Raw genomic sequence first — 21,045 nt, forward strand, 5'->3', positions numbered from 1 at the left:
TGCATAGTGCAATTTATTTATAATCGAGATTTGATTTTTATGCAACATGTTGCATAATGAATTTACACCCATTTTATGTGCGAAATATTACTCAAATGTCTTTAGCCCATGTTTTATTGACGAGTCTGATTGAAAAACCGAGTACAGGTTTTGAGTTGGCACGCCGTTTTGACCGCTCTATGGGCTTTTTCTGGAATGCCACACACCAACAAATTTATCGTGAATTAAGTGGCATGCTGAAAAAAGGCTGGATTTCCACTTTAGAAGATCAAGCTGACACAGGACGCAAAAAAACCTATCAGGTTGAACAACTTGGACGTGTAGAGCTAACCGAATGGATGGTCAAACAAGGGCAACCTGCTCAGCTTCGTGAAGAAATTATGGTGCGGTTAAGACTTGAGGCACAATTTGGAGGCAATACCATTTTGCCTGAATTAGAGCGTCATTTAGTGTTACATCAAGAAAATTTAAAATTGTATCAGCAAATTTTTAACAAAGACTTTGCCCACGCAGACCCACAAGATCGAACTTTATATATTCATAAAATGATTTTACAATTGGGAATTGATCTGGAAAATGGCTGGATTGATTGGCTCAGTCAACTCATTCCTCAACTCAAAGAATTTGAAAACAAAGAAAAAACTTAAGGATTACTATGCCACACTATACAATGCCTGATGGTGAAAAATTATTTGTCCGAGAAATTGGGCAAGGTGAACCCGTATTGGTTCTGTCTGGTTTAGGCATGCAAAGCTGGCAATGGCTTCCGTTTTTACTTCCCAATATCAAAAAATTTAAATTTATTATCCCTGATTGGCGTGGTTTTGGCGGTTCACGCACCTGTAAAATTCCACAAGAGCTTGATGCTATTCATAATCATTGGCGTGACATTGACAGCCTGATTGAACAAATGCACCTCAATGACTTTATTTTGATTGCTTACTCTATGGGTGCAACAACAGCCATGCATGGCATGCAATATGGCAACTTAAGAGAAAAACTCAAAGCATATTTACATATAGACCAAACCCCAAAAATCACCACAGATGCGTCTTGGAAATTTGGTTTATTTGGAAAAAAACATTTAAAATTCAAACGTTTTCTCAAAGATTATTCAGACTTTTTGCACCAATACCAAAACTATCGCTTTGTGGATGAGTTACCTGCTGAACCACGTAGTGAATTGGTGCAAATGTGGATCAATTTTATTAAAATTCAAGGCAGTAATAAAGTCAGTCCGTTTATTTTCAATCTGGCACTGAAGCGTCCACAATTACAAAAGCATTTACTCCCGATTCGACGCCTTGATTATATGACCTGGTATATCGACAATTATCTGAATCATCAGGAAGATTATCGGGCTGCCATTGCACAACTGGACTGTCCAACCACATTTTTTATTGGTGAAAAATCGACGCTGTATCCTTCTCAAGGACAACTCGAAGTTTCTGCACATTTAAAAAATGCAAAAAATATCGTATTCAAACGTTCAGGGCATACCCCATTAATTACCGAACCTGTGAAATTTGGTAGAGAAATCACAAATTTTTTACTTAAAAATAAAAGTTAAAATTCAACCAATAAAATGTGATGTTTTAAAGCTAAATGATTCAACTAAAGCTTTATATTTTGACTTTAGTTGAATTTTTGACGATGTTTTAAAAAGTATGCTGAGTAGTTTCACAGCAATTTGTAGTAAATCTTATCCAAAATTAAAGCTTAACGTGGTGGTGCTATTGCAGGGCGACATGGATGTCGCCGTTGGACATGAGGAGCAATGCTCCGCAAGGGAGGATATCTTGCGAAGCTTAGCTTCTCATGTCCAACAAAGGATTTTTGTTACTTTTTATCCTTAAAAAGTAAGGCATCGCCTACGAAAAGAAGTACAAACTTTGTAATATAAATGGGGCTGTGCTTGAATATTTTTCATTCACTTCAGTATCATCATAAGCAGCTTACTATTTAGAACACCTCCGAATCTTTATCGTGTATTCACCCTTATGAATTATAGTAAATTGTTCTTTTCTTAGAAAAACGATCTAACTGATTTAAAAAACCTTCAAAATAATTTTTCTCTTTTTCCTCTGTACGATAGCCTGCATATAAAGTACGACGCAAACCATTTTCCGAAACACAATCTAAACGTCGAGATGTTACCCAACCTTTTTGCTCATACTCATTTACCACCCAATCTGGTAGAGCTGCAATTCCACGTCCACTCGCAACCAACTGAATTAACATTTGCGTTAAATCTGTAGTACGTATTTGTTTCGGTTGAATATTTGCAGGAATAAACAGGCGTGACATGATGTCAAGTCGATGCTTATCAACAGGATAAGTGATCAAAGTTTCTTCTGCCAACTCTTGCACAGTCACTTGATTTGCTCGCACCAAAGGATGCGTATTTGACAAAACTAAACGCGACTCGTATTCAAAAATTGGAAAATACTCAATACCTTTAAGCGCAATTGGATCAGCAGTAATCAGTAAGTCAAATTCACCAGTTTGTAGTAACTCATGTGGATTTGCCTCAAAACCTGAAGCAAAATCCAGATCTACATCAGGATATTGTGAACGATATTGATTTAATAAAGGCATCAACCAGTCAAAACAACTATGACATTCTGACGAAAAAATGATGCGTCCTGTCTGACCATGTACGATACGTGTGATATCTGTTTGTGCAATTTGAATTTGTGGAAGAATGTCATCTGCCAGTTTAAGCAGCCTTTGCCCAACATTCGAAAAAGAAACTGGACGTGTACGACGATTGACAACTTCAACCCCATACCAATGATCTAACTCTTTGAGTTGATGAGAAATAGCAGAAGGCGTAAGGCATAAATCACTCGCCGCCGCAACCAATGAACCATGTTCACGTAAAGCAGTTAAAGTTTTTAAATGGCGTATTTCAAGCATGGGGAGATCCAATAAAACCTAAATAGAACTTAAAAATAAATTGCTATACAACGATTGAACATTATATAGTCAATGATATTTAGATGAATTAATTTCACTATAACATGAATTTAATGAAGTTTCCTAATGATGAATTTTATTTAATAATTCTTACAACAAATGAAATTACATCACTTTAAAATTATGAAAAATCTTATTACCCCACTTAATCATCAGCATCCAATCTATCTTAGTTTTTATTATCTTGATCTTTGCTAAAACATTAAAAAATACAATAAAAAGAAAAAAGACTTGATAATAAAAATGAGAGAACAATAAAGCAGTACCTCTTTAATCAGCAAAGCCTCCGTTATGGAGGCTTATTTTCTGAGCGATAGGCTAGATTTTCATTTTATATGTATTAAAAAAACTTAATAATCGTCTGAATAACCACAGCATTAATAATATCAATAAAGAAAGCACCACATAAAGGAATAATGAGAAAAGCTTTATGTGATGGTCCATAACTATTGGTCACTGCTTGAATATTGGCAATTGCTGTTGGTGTTGCTCCCATTCCAAAACCACAATGCCCTGCTGCCAATACTGCGGCATCATAATTACTGCCCATTACTTTAAATGTCACAAAACTTGTATATAAAGCCAATGTTAATGTTTGCAATAATAAAATAATGACCAGTGGACCTGCTAAATCTGCTAACAACCACAGTTGTAAGGACAGTAAAGCCATTGCCAAATATAAAGATAGCGATGCATTACCAAATACATCAATTGCACGATCAAATATTTTAACTTTAAGTACATGCTCTAAAAAATTTCTCAGTAATACACCACATGCCAAAGCCCAAACAAATGTAGGTAATTCAAACCATTTACCTTTGCTTAACTCAGTCATCCAATTGGCAATAAAAATACATAATGAGAACATTCCCAAAGTTGAGATGGCATTACTTGATGTAATTAAACGCGTTTTCCGTGGATATTCAAATGCTGCACTTCCCTCAGCCGCAGGTGTATCATCATGTTCTTCAATACCCAAATCTGTTGCTAATTTATGTCTTTTAATTAAAAACTTAGCAACTGGACCGCCAATTACGCCACCAATAATGAGTCCAAAGGTTGCACTTGCCATTCCCAAGACCACAGCCCCATGAATGCCATGTTCATTTTCAAGAATGATTCCCCATGCACCTGCTGTACCATGCCCCCCAGTTAATGTAATAGATCCCACAATTAGACCAATTAATGGATCTAATCCAAGTACTTTTGCCAAACTCATACCCACAGCATTTTGTACCAATACAAAACCTGCTACACAAAGCAGAAAAATAACGAGAGATTTTCCGCCTTCTTTGAGTTTTACAAAACTTGCACTCAAACCAATTGAAGTAAAAAACATTAACATTAAGGCTTTTTGAATTGCGTCATTAAAAGTTGCACTGATATTAAAAAATTTAAAAGCAAAATAAGCACAGATCGCAGCAATCAAACCACCAACTACAGGTTCAGGAATATTATAGTTTCTTAAAAAGGATATTTTTTGAACTAAAATTCGCCCAATAAATAAAACGAAGACTGCGATTACAATTGTTCCAAAAGCATCTATTTCTAATGTCATGTTTAACCTGCTTATTCGATTTTATAGAGACATTAAATAAATAATTGAATAATTTTTCATCCATATAAGTGTAATTTATTCTGGCAATTTGTGCCCACAATGCGGACAAAAACAATATTTATTTTTTTCACGCTCTAATTCTTCTTCGCGACGCTCTCGAATCAATTGCAATATAATATCCTGTGTTTGCTCGGTTGAAAGTCCTACTTCTTTACGAATACTTTCTATTTTTTCTTCATCTTCAATAATATCAATTTCACAATTTTTCAATAAATCTCGAAACTTAAGTTCGAGCTGCTGTTTTCTCAACTCCAATTCATTGGCTAAACCATTGGCAAGAATACCTGCTGGTAAAGCAGCTAACCCGACCCCTAAAATGGTAATCAATGCACCTAAAAAACGTCCCAATGGCGTAATTGGCGTCACATCACCATAACCTACTGTTGTCAATGTTACGACAGCCCACCACATTGCAGCAGGGATTGAACTAAAAATTTCAGGCTGAGCACGGCTTTCAACCACATAAATACCACCTGCCGCCATCACAATCATGATTAATAAAATAAAAATAACCGCTTGGAATGAACCTTTTTCACGTTCAATTACACGTAATAAAATCTGTAATGACACAAAGTAACGTGTTAATTTTAGTAACCTGAGTAATCGCAAAATTCGTAAAAAACGTAAATCAATATGCACAAAGAAATTAATATAAGCAGGTAAAATTGCGAGTAAATCAATAATTGCTGCGCCACTCGTGACATAATGCCAACGTTGTTTCCAACCTGACACAAACGGCTCTTTTTCAACAATACTCCAAAACCTTAAAATATATTCAGCACTAAAAATCACGATTGAAAAATTTTCAAATACATCAAAATAAAATTGATAAGCCCGATAAATTTCATTGACGGACTCTAATAAAACCGCAACCACATTACCAACAATAAGAAAAATCAAAAAAAAGTTAATGGTGCGACTAAATCTTGTCTCGTAATCCTCATTATGTAAGTTGTCATAGACAAACTTACGCAGTGTGTACCAAGTCTTAAATCGCATAACAGAGTGCTTATTTTTTATAGAATGCATTATGGTAATACGTGATGTCTGATCTTGACAATTTTTATGGTTTTTTTATTTTTCACAATATCTATTTAAATTATATGTCTTTTTTACTTATTAGACTTTCTACTCATAAATTAAATTTCATTTATACATAAATATTTATTATATTAACCACCTCATATTTTCAGCCCTCGCTGTATTTCCTCATCTTTCTACATAAATGGATCATTTATGTCTGCACAAAAACAGAGCCAACTCAAACATGGTTTGAGTAACCGCCATATTCAACTGATCGCATTAGGTGGTTCAATCGGAACTGGATTATTTCTTGGAATTTCTCAAACCATTAAACTTGCTGGTCCATCCGTCATTTTAGGATATGCCATTGCAGGACTCATTGCCTTTTTTATGATGCGTCAACTCGGCGAAATGGTCGTTGAAGAACCTGTAAGCGGCTCATTCAGTTATTTTGCTTATAAATATTGGAATCCATTTGCTGGCTTTATGTCAGGTTGGAATTATTGGGTACTCAATGTCTTAGTTTGTATGGCTGAACTCAGTGCGATCGGTTTGTATATACAATACTGGTGGCCAGAAATTCCAACATGGGTGTCTGCACTAGGTTTCTTTATTTTCATTAATATCATCAACCTATTACACGTCAAAGTTTTTGGTGAAATGGAATTTATTTTTTCAATCATCAAAATTTTAGCCATTATTGGTATGATCGGCTTTGGCGCATGGTTACTGACCAGTGGTCATGCAGGTGAAACAGCAAGTATTACAAACTTATGGGCTTTAGGCGGATTTTTCCCAAATGGCTTTACAGGTTTAATTATGGCGATGGCGATCATTATGTTTTCTTTTGGTGGCATTGAGTTAGTTGGAATTGCTGCCGCAGAAACACGGAACCCGACCCAAACCATTCCTAAAGCAGTGAATCAAATTGTCTATCGAGTCTTGCTATTTTATGTACTCACAATTATCGTTTTACTTTCATTATTCCCATGGAATCAGATTGCAGAAGGCGGCAGTCCTTTTGTCTTAATTTTTGATTCTTTAGGTAGCCAAGGCGTTGCCACTATTTTAAACTTTGTGGTTTTAACTGCGGCAATTTCTGTTTATAACGGCACCAGTTATGGCACCAGTCGTATGTTGCTTGGTTTAGCAGAACAAGGCAATGCGCCCAAATTTTTACGCAAAATTAATCAACGTGGCATTCCTTATGCTGCGATTTTAACTTCTGCTGTTGTCACTGCAATTTGCGTTGTTTTAAATTATGCTTTTCCTGAAAAAGCATTTAAGTTACTGATGAGTTTAGTCGTATCTGCTATTGTTATTAACTGGATGATGCTCGCATTTACTCACTTAAAGTTTAAGCAACGTATGCTCAAACTCCAGAAATCGACACTTTTTCCAGCGATTGCATACCCAATAACAAACTATATTTGTATCATTTTTATGTTTGCTATTTTGGTCGTGATGTGGATGACACCCGATATGCAAATTGCGGTCATTCTGATTCCATTTTGGTTGATCTGTTTGACTTTAGCGTATTGTTTAAAACCAAAAATAACTAATCAGTGATCAATATTTGGTAGGGTTCTAAAATGTATACTGAGCAGTTTCACACCAATTTGCAATAGATCTTATCCAAAATTAAAGCTTAACGTAGTGGTGCTATCGCAGGGCGACATGGATGTCGCCGTTGGACAAGGGCGATAGGATATCTTGCGAAGCTTAGCTTCTCATGTCCAACAAAGGATTTTTGTTACCTTGCGGAATATATTCCTCATCCTTAAAAAGTAAGGCATCGCCTACGAAAAGAAATACAAACTTTGTAATACAAATGGGGCTGTGTGAATATTTTTATCATTTACTAAAATTTAGCCCTCTATGAAAATAACATAAAGGACTAATCATTCAGCAATTTTTTAGACCTTGAATGCACATGGCATTGAAGTTTTATACTTCAGCCAACGCTTTTTCAATATCTTCTTCTAATGCTTCTGGTTTGGTTGTCGGTGCGTAACGGTTGACGACTTCACCTTTGCGATTGATTAAAAATTTAGTGAAATTCCACTTAATTCCACTCCCCAAAACACCTTTACTATTATTGGTCAAATAACGAAAAATCGCGTGTGCTTCTGGACCTTTCACATCGACTTTTGCAAACATAGGAAAATTCACACCATAATTGCGTTGGCAGTATTCTCCTATTTGCTCATTACTTCCTGGGTCTTGTCCACCAAATTGGTTACATGGAAAACCTAGAACCTTAAAGCCTTGATCTTTATATTTTTCATAGAGTTTTTCTAAACCTGCAAATTGTGGTGTAAAACCACACTTACTGGCTGTATTCACGATCAATAAAACTTCGCCTTGATAGTCTGAAAAAGCTTTATTGTCTCCTTCTAATAATTCAGCTTCAAACTGATAAATACTGGTCATGGATAGGTTTCCTCATCACTTTTTTCTTGTGTTTTTAATTCTAACGACGCGGAATTTACACAATAACGTAACCCCGTCGGTTGTGGACCATCTTCAAAAACATGCCCCAAATGTGCATCACAATGGTGACAAACAATTTCTGTGCGTTGCATACCGTGTGAATCATCATCATTTTCTTCAACAGCGGCGGCATTAATTGGTTTATAAAAACTTGGCCAACCACTACCACTATCATATTTCGTTTCTGAAGAAAATAATTCTGTACCACAGCAACGGCAAATATATGTCCCCTGTTGCTTAGTATTCCAGTATTTACCCGTAAAAGCAGGCTCTGTCCCCTTTTGACGAGTGATCTTAAATTCTTCTGGTGATAACTCTCTTTGCCATTCTCGGTCTGTTTTATTGAGTTTTCCCATCATTAACTCCTTTAAATCTTTGACATTCAATGTCATGCTTCACGTACTTCCATATTTACGCTAGAGCTTGCAAAATATCTAGCTAAATTTCAACATAGATTGTGATATTTCAGTAATCTATTTTTTTCAACTCGAAATCATTGGATAAAATTATGTCCGTTTTAGGTAACACAAAACCACGCGAAATCAAGAAATCGTCAAAGCTTGAGCATGTTTGCTACGACATTCGTGGACCAGTGTTACGAGCGGCCAATGAAATGGAAGAAGCCGGACACAAAATTATTAAGTTAAATATCGGCAACCCTGCTCCATTCGGGTTTGAAGCACCTCAAGAAATTATTAATGATGTCGCTTTAAATCTACCTAATGCGATTGGTTATACAGACTCAAAAGGAATTTTCCCTGCACGTAAAGCAGTCTGTCAGTATTATCAACAAAAAGGCATTTTAAATATGCATGTCAATGACGTGTATATTGGTAATGGTGTTTCTGAACTGATTGTCATGGCAATGCAAGGTTTATTGGACGATGGCGATGAAATGCTTGTTCCAATGCCTGACTATCCGCTATGGACTGCTGCGGTCAATCTTTCAGGTGGTACTGCAATTCACTACAAATGCGATGACCAAAATTATTGGTATCCAGATATTGCAGACATGGAAAGTAAAATCACCCCCAATACTCGTGGGATCGTGATTATTAACCCAAATAACCCAACAGGTTCAGTCTATCCACGTCATGTTTTAGAACAAATTGTTGCTTTGGCTAAAAAATACGATTTGATTTTATTTGCAGATGAAATCTACGACAAAATCGTGTATGACGGCATCGAACATGTTTCAGTTGCTGCACTCGCAGGCGACCAATTATGTATTTCTTTTAATGGTTTATCTAAATCTTATCGTATTGCTGGCTTCCGTTCAGGCTGGATGGCGATCACAGGCGACAAAACACGCGCTGCCGATTATATTGAAGGTTTAGACATGCTCGCTTCAATGCGTTTATGTGCCAACCATCAAGCGCAGTATGCGATTCAAACCGCTCTAGGGGGCTATCAGTCAATCAATGACTTGATTCGTCCGGGTGGTCGTTTATATGAACAACGTAATATTGCATGGGAAATGTTGAATGACATTCCGGGCGTATCTTGTGTAAAACCTGAAGGCGCAATGTACTGTTTCCCTAAACTTGACCCTGAAGTTTATCCAATCGAAGATGATGAAAAATTTATGTTGGATTTCTTAAAAGCTGAAAAAGTTTTATTGGTTCAAGGTACAGGTTTTAACTGGCCTACGCCTGACCACTTCCGTGTCGTGTTCTTACCTGCTGAAAATGAACTGCGTGAAGCATTAAATCGTTTAAGTCGTTTCTTGGCAAAAATGCGTTAATTTTCAAGTTTAGATAAATTTCAAAAGCACTCAATTGATTGGGTGCTTTTTTGTAAGAAGTTTTAAAACTTAATAGCTTAATAAAGTGCTATTTCCATTTCACATTTTCTTTTTCAATACATATAAATTTGAATGATCATTCAAAAACTATCATTTTAAATTAGGTATGGGCAAAAACCTATTTTTTATATTAAGTTCAAATTGGTACAAAAAGTGCTTAAAACTAGAATGATGAATAGAAAAGGATATTTTATGAAAAAGACGGTTACAGCTCTCGCACTTTCGATTGGAATGCTACTGCCATTTACAAGTTATGCTAAAAACAATGTCGTTGTCGTCGCAACAGGTGGTACGATTGCAGGTGCAGGTGCAAGCTCTACCAATAGCGCTACTTATACCGCAGCCAAAGTTCCTGTAGATGATCTACTCAAAGCTGTTCCACAAATTCAAAACCTTGCAAATGTTACAGGTGTACAAGCACTGCAAGTTGCCTCAGAAAGTATTACAGATAAAGAGCTTTTAACGATTGCCCGTAAAGTCAATGAGTTGGTTAAAAAGCCTGATGTAAATGGTGTAGTCATTACGCATGGCACCGATACGTTAGAGGAAACTGCATTCTTTTTAGGATTAACTGTACATACAGATAAACCTATCGTGGTTGTGGGTTCGATGCGCCCACCTTCTGCCCTATCTGCGGATGGTCCTTTGAACCTTTATAGTGCAGTCGCGCTCGCTGCGGCGGATAGCGCCAAAGCCAAAGGTGTTTTTGTTCTCATGAATGATGATATTTTTGCAGCACGTGATGTGAGTAAGACCATTAACATTCACACCAATGCTTTTGTAAGCCAATGGGGAGCCTTAGGTACATTAGTTGAAGGAAAGCCTTATTGGTTTAGAAATGTAGCGAAACGCTTTAACAATAGTTCAGAATTTAATATAGAAAGTATTCAAGGAGATCGCCTACCTTCAGTGCAAATTGTTTATGGTTCAGGCAATATGCTTCCCGATGCTTACTTGGCTTATGCCAAAGCAGGTGTCAAAGCGATTATTAATGCAGGTACAGGCAATGGCTCTGTCGCAAATTACATTGTCCCAACCTTGAATCAGTTACAGCAACAAGGCATTCAAATCATTCGTTCATCACGTGTTCCGCAAGGTTTTGTCTTACGTAATGCTGAACAACCTGACGATCAATATGGTTGGGTCGTCGCTCACGATTTAAATCCACAAAAAGCGAAACTGTTAGCAGCTTTAGCACTGACAAAGACTCAAGATGCTAAAGAAATCCAACGTATGTTTTGGGAATATTAACTTTTTTGAAGTTAAAACAAAAAATAAGCGCCTCATCGGCGCTTATTTATAGCATATACATCAATCATTCTGCAGCACTTGCTGTTGCCGCGATTGATTCACGATATTCCTTCGCTTTACTGGTATCTTTTTTCAAACCAAAACCACCTGTTTCATAAAGATTTGCCAAGCTTTCAAGTGCATCATGATCGCCTTGTTCATAAGCCAATTCATAATACTTTGCTGCGCGTTTAAAATCTTTTTTTACACCTTCGCCATTTTCATACAATAAACCTATGTTTGACGTTGCAAGTTCATTGCCTTGTTCAGAAGCTAAAGTATACAGTTGTAATGCTTTGGCATAGTCTTGGGTAACACCGTCACCATCATGATATAAAACGCCTAAATTATTTTGTGCATCACGATTTTCTTGATCTACAGCCAGTTGATAATATTGAACTGCTTTTTTCAAGTCTTTGGTGACATATTCACCCATTTCATAATTATAACCTGCATGATATTGTGCTTCTGCAAGACCACCATCCGCAGCTTTTTGTATCCATGTCATGGCTTTTTTAGGATCAGCTTTGACACCTTCTTCGCCATTTTCTAAAGTTTGACCATAGCGATATTGTGCTAATAAATGACCTTTCTCAGCAGCTTTGAGCAGCCATTTCATCGCTTCGACATTATCTTCTTTAACAGCTTCACCTTCATCGTACATATAACCGATTGAGTAAATAGCTTCTAAATTGTCTTTTGCTGCTGCCTTACGATACCACTTTAACGCTTCTGCTAAATTTTCCTCTACACCATAACCTTGATAATATGCTTCACCCAATTCATATTGTGCTTGAGCATCACCAGATTGTGCTTTTTTGACTAAAGTGGAACTATATTCAACTTCTGCATAAACAACGCTTGTAACAGGTAAAGCTAAACAACCCAATAAAAATAATGTTTTAATTTTCATCTGTTTCCTTTAAGGACTAAACAATTCATTTATTGTAAAGCCTAATGATATTAAGATTTTTTAATGATTGCAAAACATGCAACTATTCAACAACAAAATAAGATTGATTAAGTTTCACCGACATATCTAAATGAAGCGTGTTAAAATCATCCGTTGTTATGAAAGGGTTTCTATCTATGCAGTTTGTTCATCTTGGTATTTTTACAGAATTTTCGATCACAGAGTCGATCGTTCGTATACCTGATCTGATTAAAGCTGCTGCGTCAGATGAAATGCCTGCTTTAGCCATTACGGACTTATCCAATCTGCATGCCGCAGTCAAATTTTATAATAAAGTCATCGGCAAAGGGATTAAACCGATTTTTGGCAGCACCATTCGCTTGAATGATGCCAACCACAAAGCCACTTTATTAGCCATGACCAATAAAGGCTGGCGTGGGCTGACCGAAATTGTGTCACGCGGTTTTATTGAAGGACAACAACTTTCCATTCCCTGCATTCAAAAAGACTGGGTGCTAGAACAATCTCAAGATTTAATTGTTTTATTGGGTTTGCACAGTGATGTGGGTGAAATGCTGTGTTCAGCATATCCTGAAAAAGCAGAACCCTTACTTGAAGAATGGGTGAGCAAATTTGGTAATCGGGTATATCTGGCATTGACCCGTACTGGTCGCCCGATGGAAGAAAGCTTTAATCAGGAAGCCGTTAAACTTGCTGCAAAATATAATATTGGTGTAGTGGCACACAATGATGTCCACTTTATCAAACCCGAAGATTTTGAAGCGCATGAAGCCCGTGTATGTATTGCTGATGGCTATGTACTCGGTGATAATAAACGTCCTAAAAACTACAGCTCTGAGCAATATTTCAAATCATCACAAGAAATGATTGAACTGTTTGCAGACATTCCAAGTGCCATTGAAAATACAGTACAGATTGCGAAACGTTGTACTGTTTCTTTACGCTTAGGCTTCAATGACTTACCTGACTACCCAATCCCAGAAGGTCATACCATTGACACCTACTTTGCGCATTTGTCTGAAGTCGGTTTAGAAGAACGCCTTGACGTTCTATACCCTGTAGAAAAGCGTGATGAAGATTGGGCAGAAATCCGTAAGCCTTATGATGAACGTCTTGCCTATGAACTTGGCATTATCAATAAAATGGGATTCCCCGGCTACTTTCTGATCGTTATGGACTTCATTCAATGGTCAAAAAACAATGGCGTTCCTGTGGGACCTGGTCGTGGTTCAGGTGCAGGTTCATTGGTCGCATTCAGTTTAAAAATCACTGACTTAGACCCTCTGCGCTATGACCTGCTTTTCGAACGTTTCTTAAATCCAGAACGTGTATCCATGCCCGACTTTGATGTCGATTTCTGTATTGCAGGTCGTGATAAAGTCATTGACTACGTGGCACGCCATTATGGTCGTGATGCCGTTTCACAGATTGCAACTTTCGGTACCATGGCAGCCAAAGGTGCAATTCGAGATGTTGCACGTGTCTTAGGTAAATCTTATGGTCTGGCTGACCGTATTTCAAAAATGATTCCAACTAAGCCTTTGGGTTTAACTTTGGAAGAATCCATTGAAGCGGAGCCACAACTCAAAGATATTGTGACCAACCCATCCAATCCTGACAATGATGATGCATCTGAAATCTGGGAAATGGCACTTAAGCTTGAAGGCATTACCCGAAATACAGGTAAACATGCAGGCGGTGTGGTCATCGCACCGACCAAAATCACCGATTATTCTGCTGTCATGTGTGAAGCCGATGGTACAGCCCGTGTTGCCCAATTCGATAAGGATGATGTCGAAGCAGCAGGACTTGTGAAGTTCGACTTTTTGGGTTTGCGTAACCTAACGGTCATTGAAGATGCAGTTCAAAATATCAATAAACGCATCCAAGCTGAAAAACCTTTGGACATTGCCCATATTCCGCTTGACGATAAAGATGCTTACCTCGTCTTTGCCGAAGCCAATACCACTGCGGTGTTCCAATTTGAATCCGTGGGTATGAAAAAAATGCTCAAAGAAGCACGCCCAAGCAAATTTGAAGAAATTATTGCCTTCGTGTCTTTATATCGTCCGGGTCCAATGGATCTAATTCCTGACTTTATTCACCGTATGCACGGTGGTGAATTTGAATATTTACATCCATTACTTGAAAGTGTGCTCGAACCGACTTATGGCATCATGGTGTATCAGGAACAGGTTATGCAAGCCGCACAATTCTGTGCAGGCTATTCGCTTGGTGGCGCGGATATCTTACGTCGTGCGATGGGTAAGAAAAAACCTGAAGAAATGGTCAAACAGCGCCAAATCTTTATTGAAGGTGCGGCTAAAAAAGATATTGACGAAGGCACTGCCAACCATATCTTTGACTATATGGAAAAATTCGCAGGCTATGGTTTTAACAAATCACATGCGGCAGCTTACGCACTCGTGGCTTATCAAACTGCATGGCTTAAAGCGCATTATCCATCCGAGTTTATGGCTGCGGTCATGTCTTCGGAAATGCAGAATACCGATAATATTGTTTTTCTGATTGATGACTGCCGTATCAATGACTTAAATGTATTACCTCCTTCTGTAAATATGTCGTTTTACCAATTCCATGCCTCTGACGCTGAAACTATCGTTTATGGTTTAGGTGCCATTAAAGGTGTGGGTGAACAAGCCATGCAATCGGTGATAGATTCACGCTTACATGATGGTCCGTTTAAGGATTTATTTGATTTCTGTCATCGTGTTGATTTGAAAAAAATCAATAAACGTACATTGGAAGCCTTAATTCGTGCGGGTGCATTGGATTGTTTAGGCATTGAACGTGCCAGTCTGATGTTACAACTCCCTGAAGCAGTTCAAGCGGCTGAACAGGCACGTTCTAACCGTGAAACAGGCATCATGGATTTATTTGGTGAGGTCGAAGAAGTTCAGCGTAAACCTGTCAAACCTGTTAAACCTTGGTCAGATGAAGTTCGTTTAAAAGGCGAAAAAGATACGCTCGGTTTATATCTTACTGGACATCCAATTGATGTCTATAAACCAGAACTGAAAGCCTTTATTCCAAACAAAATTAGTGAACTCACCCCTACTCGTCGTGGAGTTACGACTGTCTTTGCTGGTTTGGTGGTAGACGTTGCGAACTTCCCAAATCGTATGATGATGACGCTTGATGATGGTACAGCACGTATTGAAGTTTCAGCAAATCATGAGCGCTTCCAACGTTTCAAAGATATTATTCAAAATGAAAAAGTGGTGGTCATAGAGGGTGAAATCTATGAGCGAGAAGGCTTTGACCGTCCAATGGGACGCTTAACCAAAGCATTTACCTTAAATGAAATTCGTCAAAAGCGTGCCAATCACATTGCGATTAAACTTTCTCCAGAAATCATGACAAAAACATTAAGTCATGATTTACAAAATATTTTACAATCTTTCTGCCATGTTGATTTATGTCAGCACATTCCTTTACATCTGCTACTTGACTATAGCTATGCCACAACTGAGCTTCATTTAGGACAACAGTGGAAAATTGCCCCTTTAGATGATTTACTTGCAAAATTACGTGATTATTTTGGTAAAGAATCCATTCATGTTGAATATCAAGTGAAATCTAAAGCAGCCAAAGCAGTGGATCAACGTGAATTAGCCAAACCAACTCAAATTGCAGCCCCGCCTAGCGATATGAGCATGGATGATGCGATGGATCAATATATGGCTGATGTCAGTCAATTTTCATAAATCTCTCTGATTTAAATTAAATACTTTGGATATCGAATGAATATTATCGATAATGCTGTGGTTTCACAGCATTTAAGTCATGTACGTATTGTGATGGTCAATACCACTCTCCCTGCAAATATTGGCAGTGCATTGCGTGCCATGAAAACTATGGGCTTGTCAAAACTGGTCTTAGTGTCTCCTAAAACTTACCCACATCCTGACATTGATGCGCTTGCGGCTGGTGCAACAGATTTAATCGAACAAATTGAAATTGTTGAAACTTTAGAAGATGCAATTAAAGACTGTCATTTAGTTTTCGGTACTAGTGCGCGTAGTCGTACCATTCCTTGGCCATTGCTTGATGCTCGTCCAGCCGCGCAAAAGTCAATGAATGCCGTGATTCAAGATCAACAAGAAATCGCCATTGTTTTTGGTCGTGAAGATCGAGGACTCACCAATGAAGAACTCGCCCTTGCGAATTATCATGTGACTATTCCCGTGAATAGTGACTATGGTGTACTCAATGTTTCGCAAGCAATCCAAGTCATTTGTTATGAAATGCGTATGGCAACGCTTGAATTGGCAGATAAAAAAACAGACCCTCAAGCTGTGATGCATGTAACGGATTCAGAAGATATGCATTGGGATGAACCCTTAGTTACGCATGAACAAATGGAACAATTTTATCCACATATCGAAAAAATGTTAGCAGAAATTGAATTTTTAGACCCGAAAAACCCAAGATTGCTTCCTTTGCGCTTGCGTCGATTATTCGGGCGTATACAATTAGATAAAATGGAATATCATTTATTACGAGGCATATTTAGTCGTGTTCAAGCCTTGAATAATGGTACATGGAAAAAGTCAAAAAATGAGGATCAAAACTAATGCTAAAACAGCTTAAAGAAGATATCCAAGCTGTGTTTGCGCGTGATCCTGCTGCGCGTAATACACTTGAAGTTTTAACAACCTATCCAGGAATACATGCTCTCATTATGCACCGTGTTGCACATGAGCTATGGATCAAAGACTGTAAAACTTCAGCACGTATGTTGTCTTCTTTTAGCCGTTTTACCACAGGGATTGAAATTCATCCTGGTGCAAAAATTGGTAAACGTTTCTTTATTGATCATGGCATGGGTGTGGTGATTGGAGAAACTGCCGAAATTGGTGATGATGTTACACTTTATCATGGTGTCACTTTAGGCGGAACAACTTGGAATCAAGGCAAACGTCATCCAACTTTAGAAGATGGTGTGATTGTGGGTGCAGGTGCAAAAATTCTTGGTCCATTTACAGTAGGTAAAAATGCTAAAGTTGGCTCTAATGCCGTCGTGACCAAAGCCATTCCTGAAGGAGCAACTGCCGTTGGCAGCGCTGCACGTTTTATTCTCAAAGACAAAGAACCAACAACGACAGCAGAACAAAGTGCTCCTTGCCCAGAACAAATTGAAAGTTTAGCTGAAAATACAAACTTCCAACCCTATGCAGCGACCCAAGAACAAACGGATCCAATGCTTGAAGGTATGCGTGTTCTACTTGATCGTTTAGAGCAAAATGAAAAACGTATGAACAGCTTGTGTCATCGTTTATCTTTATTAGATCCAACATTTAATAAATTAGATGCTGTTGATCAACAACCTTATAGTGATGAAGAACTCAAAATTATTGAAGATGTGCGTCGCGAATGTGAAGCACAAACTAAGTGATTTGATTGTAAGCATTCATTCAAAATTATTTTAAACTGTTAAAATTTATCCTGTAAAAGGTCTCTTTATTGTTCTCAAAAATAAAGCGACCTTTTTCTTTGATCATCATCAAAATTTGATCATTTTTGAGTCATTGCACAAATTTGCATATATTGACCATAAAGCGATTTCAGCCATCACATTGAAAAGAAAACCATCTGTCTAACTTCCCCTCACAATTATCTAAATAAAAGGCTTTTCTGATCAGTTAGCTTAAACACGTTTGTATTCTGTATAAATTTTAAGACTTCTAGTTTTAAAAGTTGCATGTTTAAATGAGTTTTCTTAGACTGACACTTAGACTTTTCTTACTTTATACAACAATTTTTTGGAAGATCAATATGACGATTAAGCCATTAGCATTAGCTATTTTATCAGCTTCAGTGCTTGCTGCTTGTTCTACAACAACATCCTTACATAAACCATCAAATAAAGCTGCGAGTAATGAACCAATCGTCTACACAGAACCAGATATTGCACCACCTTTTTATGCTTTAAATCCTTTTAATTATGACCAACCTCCTGTATTTGAGTTAGAGCTTCAAAAAGCTGCGGCTGCCCCTTTACAAAAAATGGAAGTGACTGATCCACAAAACCCAAATGCTAAAATTATTTTAGATCAAAATAAGCTCATTGTACCTTTAGTCAACAATAATCAGCGTACCATGAAATATGCAGTGATTGCAGGACAAGATGAAATTGACATCACTGCAATTGATGATCTTTTACAAATGGTTGAAGGCAAAGCACGTCATTACCCACCTCAGTTTATTGACCGTCAAGAACGTCGCGGTTTTGAAAGTAAGTTAAAAGAAGTTTCTGCTCAATTAGATAGTTTAGCTGCTGCACCTAATGCTTCATTTGACATTTTGATTCGTGCTTTTAAAGCCAGCATTTTGGGTCGTAATTTGGACTTAGGACCAGCATATACCACTAAATCTTTAGACTACGCACAACGTATTTTAAAAATCAATAAAGATGATGCTGAAGCAAATTTATGGTTTGGTTTCTCACTTTCTGAAGGTGGCGGTCAAAAAGAAGCTATTCCATATTTAAACAAAGCAATGAATGCAGGTGTGCAAGAAGCATATTTATCTTCTGTAAATAACTACTTATGGATAGAACAAAAGAAAAATGCTTTACAAACTTTAAAAAATTATAAAGTAAAATATCCTGAAGAAGCTGAAGTTGTTGATCGTTTAATTCAAGAAATTGAAAAATCTGGTCGCTATAATGTTTGGCAAGTGCTACAAAATCCAGCACAATCTAAATAATGATTTTGTCTTTGCAAAATTAAGATAAAAAATAGGTTGACTTGATCAACCTATTTTTTATAGAAAACATTGAATTCTGTACGCAAAATCGTATGATTTTCTAAAAGTTGTTCCTATGAGGATATCCATGCAGCTAACTCAAAAAAATATACTGCTAGTCCTTACCGCTCTGATTCCATTTTTCTTCAGTGGCTGTCAAGTTGTGAGTGTAAAAAATCAAAAAGTGAATGTCACTATTACCAATGAGCGTGACAGCATTTTAACTCGCAACAAAATGAGTGAGGCAAGTTTAAATGTACTCTCGATGACAGGTAGCGAAGCTAAAAAATGTACCGAGCAGCCTGAACAATGTGTACAAGATTTAGAAAAAATCCCACAAATTCAAGATGAGCAACTTTTATCAGCAGCCAGTGAGATTTTTTTAGCTAAAGCAATTGCTTTAAATAATTCTTCAAGCTGTAAAATTAGTATTTTAGCTAAACACCAATCTGAAGAAAAACAAAAAATTAATCAAGATAATTACAATACATGTTTAGATCAGCAATTAAACATGTTGGATAAAAGTATCCGTTATAGTTATGCTTATTTATTTGAAACGAAACGATTACCGCAAGATCGCATTTTCGATAACCGCCAAGTTCAAATTCGAGATTTTTACAACCAAGCGTTAGCAAAAATGATCACGACGTATGGTCTACGCTCTAAAGACAAAACTGTTGCAAAAGAAATTAAAATTGGACAAAGCGTCTATCATATTGATTATAGCCATTATCCATTATTAGATAAGGCAAATATTGAAAACTTGCTATCTAGTTATAATCTGAACTTTTCAGGCTTACGCTCACTTAACCGTAGAGATGGTTTTGGTTCCGAATTTGTCGCAATTTTAGCCGACCCCAAAAGCCCAGAAGAAGACCAATATGTCGTCGACCCTTTGCACCATCATTATCAAAATGGAGTGAATCCAAATATTCACGATCCGCGTTATTTATCTGTCAGTATTATTGCTCAACCAACATCAGGAAAAAGTGTTCAAGAAATTATTCACAATCCTAACTTTAGCTTAAAAATTTATGACCCTTATTCGACTGAAAAAGTCCAAGTTGCTGATCGTGAATATCCTTTAGCGGCAAATTTTTCTGCACCTTATGGTTTATGGTTAGCTGAAAATAATTTAGGTGCTGCTGCCTATTTGACTTTGATTGATCGTGATCAGCATTTGGCTATGCCGCATTTATATATGCTAGAACCTTTTAACCCAAATAAAAAAGTGATTGTTTTAGTGCATGGTTTAGCAAGTAGTCCTGAAGCATGGATACGTTTAACCAATGATATTATGGGCGACCATGTTTTACGTGAACATTTTCAAGTTTGGCAAGTATTTTACTCTACCAACATGCCTATTTTAGAAAGTCGCTTTCAAATTAATGCTTTGATTAATCAAACATTTGATTATATTGGTCAAGACACTGCTGCGGCTAAAGATGCAGTATTAATTGGTCACTCTATGGGTGGGATTATTTCTCGTCTTTTGGTCAGTGATGCAGATCTGACACAACCTGCTTTAAAAATGCTCAACAATCGTAAATTTGATCGCTTTAAGAATGATTCCGTTTTTAAATCACGTTTAACGATTTCATCAATTCCGAACTTTGACCGTGCTATCTTTGTTTCAGCTCCTCATCGTGGTACTGCCTTTGCTGATCGTTGGTTTACTTTGGCTGCACGAAAAATTATTAAATTACCAGGTGCTTTCTTAGGTGCTTTGGCAGATACAGTCACAGAACAAAATATGAATATGAAAAATTTTGTTGAGGAGGTTGGACATGGCTTAATTCAAAATGGTCCAAGTGATTTAAGCCATAACTCCAAATTCACGCAACTTACAAAAAATGTCATGCCGAAACAAGGCATGATTTATCACTCAATTATGGGGAATAACTCAGATACAACTGATTTTAGTATCATGTCTGACGGTATTGTCCCTTATGAAAGTGCGCATTTAGATGGTGCTGCCTCTGAAAAAATTATAAAAGGTGGGCATTCTATTCAAGAAACGCCTGAAGCCGTTTTAGAGTTAAGACGTATTTTACGCTTGCATTTGGTAAAATTAGGTCTATATAAGCCTGACTAAAACAAAAAAATAGCCCGCATTTTGTGGGCTATTTTTTA

Annotated in this window: 16 protein-coding genes; 10 read left to right on the top strand and 6 right to left on the bottom strand. The window is 37.2% G+C overall.

Annotated features, from left to right (window positions below; all coding sequences use genetic code 11):
* Positions 1–95 precede the first annotated feature (95 nt).
* Positions 96–647, top strand: coding sequence for a PadR family transcriptional regulator (locus HX005_RS14505; protein ID WP_286377911.1), 552 nt, complete (start codon positions 96–98; stop codon positions 645–647).
* 8 nt (positions 648–655) lie between these two features.
* A complete protein-coding gene (locus HX005_RS14510) occupies positions 656–1,570 on the top strand; it encodes an alpha/beta fold hydrolase (protein ID WP_286377894.1) in 915 nt (304 codons plus the stop codon).
* A 428-nt stretch (positions 1,571–1,998) separates the two neighbouring features.
* Here the strand turns inward: HX005_RS14510 and HX005_RS14515 are convergent, their stop codons facing one another.
* The 3 genes from HX005_RS14515 to HX005_RS14525 all read right to left on the bottom strand — a co-directional run bounded on the left by HX005_RS14515 (position 1,999) and on the right by HX005_RS14525 (position 5,596).
* Positions 1,999–2,919 carry a LysR family transcriptional regulator gene (locus HX005_RS14515; RefSeq protein ID WP_107009733.1) on the bottom strand — a complete coding sequence of 307 codons (921 nt, stop codon included), beginning with the start codon at positions 2,917–2,919 and terminating at the stop codon, positions 1,999–2,001.
* Between the two features lie 400 nt (positions 2,920–3,319).
* A complete protein-coding gene (gene gltS / locus HX005_RS14520) occupies positions 3,320–4,537 on the bottom strand; it encodes a sodium/glutamate symporter (RefSeq protein ID WP_286377895.1) in 1,218 nt (405 codons plus the stop codon).
* A 75-nt stretch (positions 4,538–4,612) separates the two neighbouring features.
* The gene (locus HX005_RS14525) at positions 4,613–5,596 is read right to left on the bottom strand and encodes an ion transporter (RefSeq protein WP_286377896.1); all 984 of its coding nucleotides are present in this window, start codon (positions 5,594–5,596) and stop codon (positions 4,613–4,615) included.
* A 237-nt stretch (positions 5,597–5,833) separates the two neighbouring features.
* Here HX005_RS14525 and HX005_RS14530 point away from each other — a divergent pair, with 237 nt between their 5' ends.
* Complete coding sequence (locus HX005_RS14530; RefSeq protein ID WP_286377897.1) at positions 5,834–7,189, top strand: amino acid permease; 1,356 nt, start codon at positions 5,834–5,836, stop codon at positions 7,187–7,189.
* A gap of 378 nt (positions 7,190–7,567) precedes the next feature.
* On the opposite strand, the gene HX005_RS14535 is transcribed toward HX005_RS14530, so the two are convergent.
* The gene (locus HX005_RS14535) at positions 7,568–8,053 is read right to left on the bottom strand and encodes a glutathione peroxidase (RefSeq protein WP_286377898.1); all 486 of its coding nucleotides are present in this window, start codon (positions 8,051–8,053) and stop codon (positions 7,568–7,570) included.
* Positions 8,050–8,469 carry a peptide-methionine (R)-S-oxide reductase MsrB gene (msrB, locus tag HX005_RS14540; RefSeq protein ID WP_286377899.1) on the bottom strand — a complete coding sequence of 140 codons (420 nt, stop codon included), beginning with the start codon at positions 8,467–8,469 and terminating at the stop codon, positions 8,050–8,052. The genes HX005_RS14535 and msrB overlap by 4 nt, the downstream gene beginning before the upstream one ends.
* Positions 8,470–8,621: 152 nt before the next feature.
* On the opposite strand from msrB, the gene HX005_RS14545 reads away from it, so the two are divergent.
* Entirely contained in the window at positions 8,622–9,857 is a 1,236-nt protein-coding gene (locus HX005_RS14545; RefSeq protein WP_107009738.1) for a pyridoxal phosphate-dependent aminotransferase, read from the top strand.
* A gap of 252 nt (positions 9,858–10,109) precedes the next feature.
* Positions 10,110–11,168 (top strand): type II asparaginase, encoded by a 1,059-nt coding sequence (locus HX005_RS14550; RefSeq protein WP_286377900.1) that lies wholly within the window; start codon positions 10,110–10,112, stop codon positions 11,166–11,168.
* 64 nt (positions 11,169–11,232) lie between these two features.
* Here HX005_RS14550 and HX005_RS14555 read toward each other — a convergent pair whose 3' ends face one another.
* A complete protein-coding gene (locus HX005_RS14555; protein ID WP_286377901.1) occupies positions 11,233–12,120 on the bottom strand; it encodes a tetratricopeptide repeat protein in 888 nt (295 codons plus the stop codon).
* Between the two features lie 176 nt (positions 12,121–12,296).
* Between HX005_RS14555 and dnaE the strand changes: the two genes are divergently transcribed.
* The 5 genes from dnaE to HX005_RS14580 all read left to right on the top strand — a co-directional run bounded on the left by dnaE (position 12,297) and on the right by HX005_RS14580 (position 21,007).
* The gene (gene dnaE / locus HX005_RS14560; RefSeq protein WP_286377902.1) at positions 12,297–15,869 is read left to right on the top strand and encodes a DNA polymerase III subunit alpha; all 3,573 of its coding nucleotides are present in this window, start codon (positions 12,297–12,299) and stop codon (positions 15,867–15,869) included.
* A gap of 36 nt (positions 15,870–15,905) precedes the next feature.
* Positions 15,906–16,739, top strand: a complete 834-nt coding sequence (locus tag HX005_RS14565) for an RNA methyltransferase (protein WP_107009742.1) — start codon at positions 15,906–15,908, stop codon at positions 16,737–16,739.
* Positions 16,739–17,560, top strand: a complete 822-nt coding sequence (gene cysE, locus HX005_RS14570) for a serine O-acetyltransferase (protein ID WP_107009743.1) — start codon at positions 16,739–16,741, stop codon at positions 17,558–17,560. The genes HX005_RS14565 and cysE overlap by 1 nt, the downstream gene beginning before the upstream one ends.
* Positions 17,561–17,940: 380 nt before the next feature.
* Positions 17,941–18,873 (top strand): ABUW_2363 family tetratricopeptide repeat lipoprotein, encoded by a 933-nt coding sequence (locus HX005_RS14575; RefSeq protein WP_107009744.1) that lies wholly within the window; start codon positions 17,941–17,943, stop codon positions 18,871–18,873.
* 127 nt (positions 18,874–19,000) lie between these two features.
* Complete coding sequence (locus tag HX005_RS14580) at positions 19,001–21,007, top strand: lipase family alpha/beta hydrolase (RefSeq protein ID WP_286377903.1); 2,007 nt, start codon at positions 19,001–19,003, stop codon at positions 21,005–21,007.
* Positions 21,008–21,045 lie beyond the last annotated feature (38 nt).

Origin of the sequence: Acinetobacter sp. R933-2 (assembly GCF_030325485.1) — a bacterium.
In the GTDB taxonomy this organism is placed as follows: Bacteria; Pseudomonadota; Gammaproteobacteria; order Pseudomonadales; family Moraxellaceae; genus Acinetobacter; species Acinetobacter sichuanensis.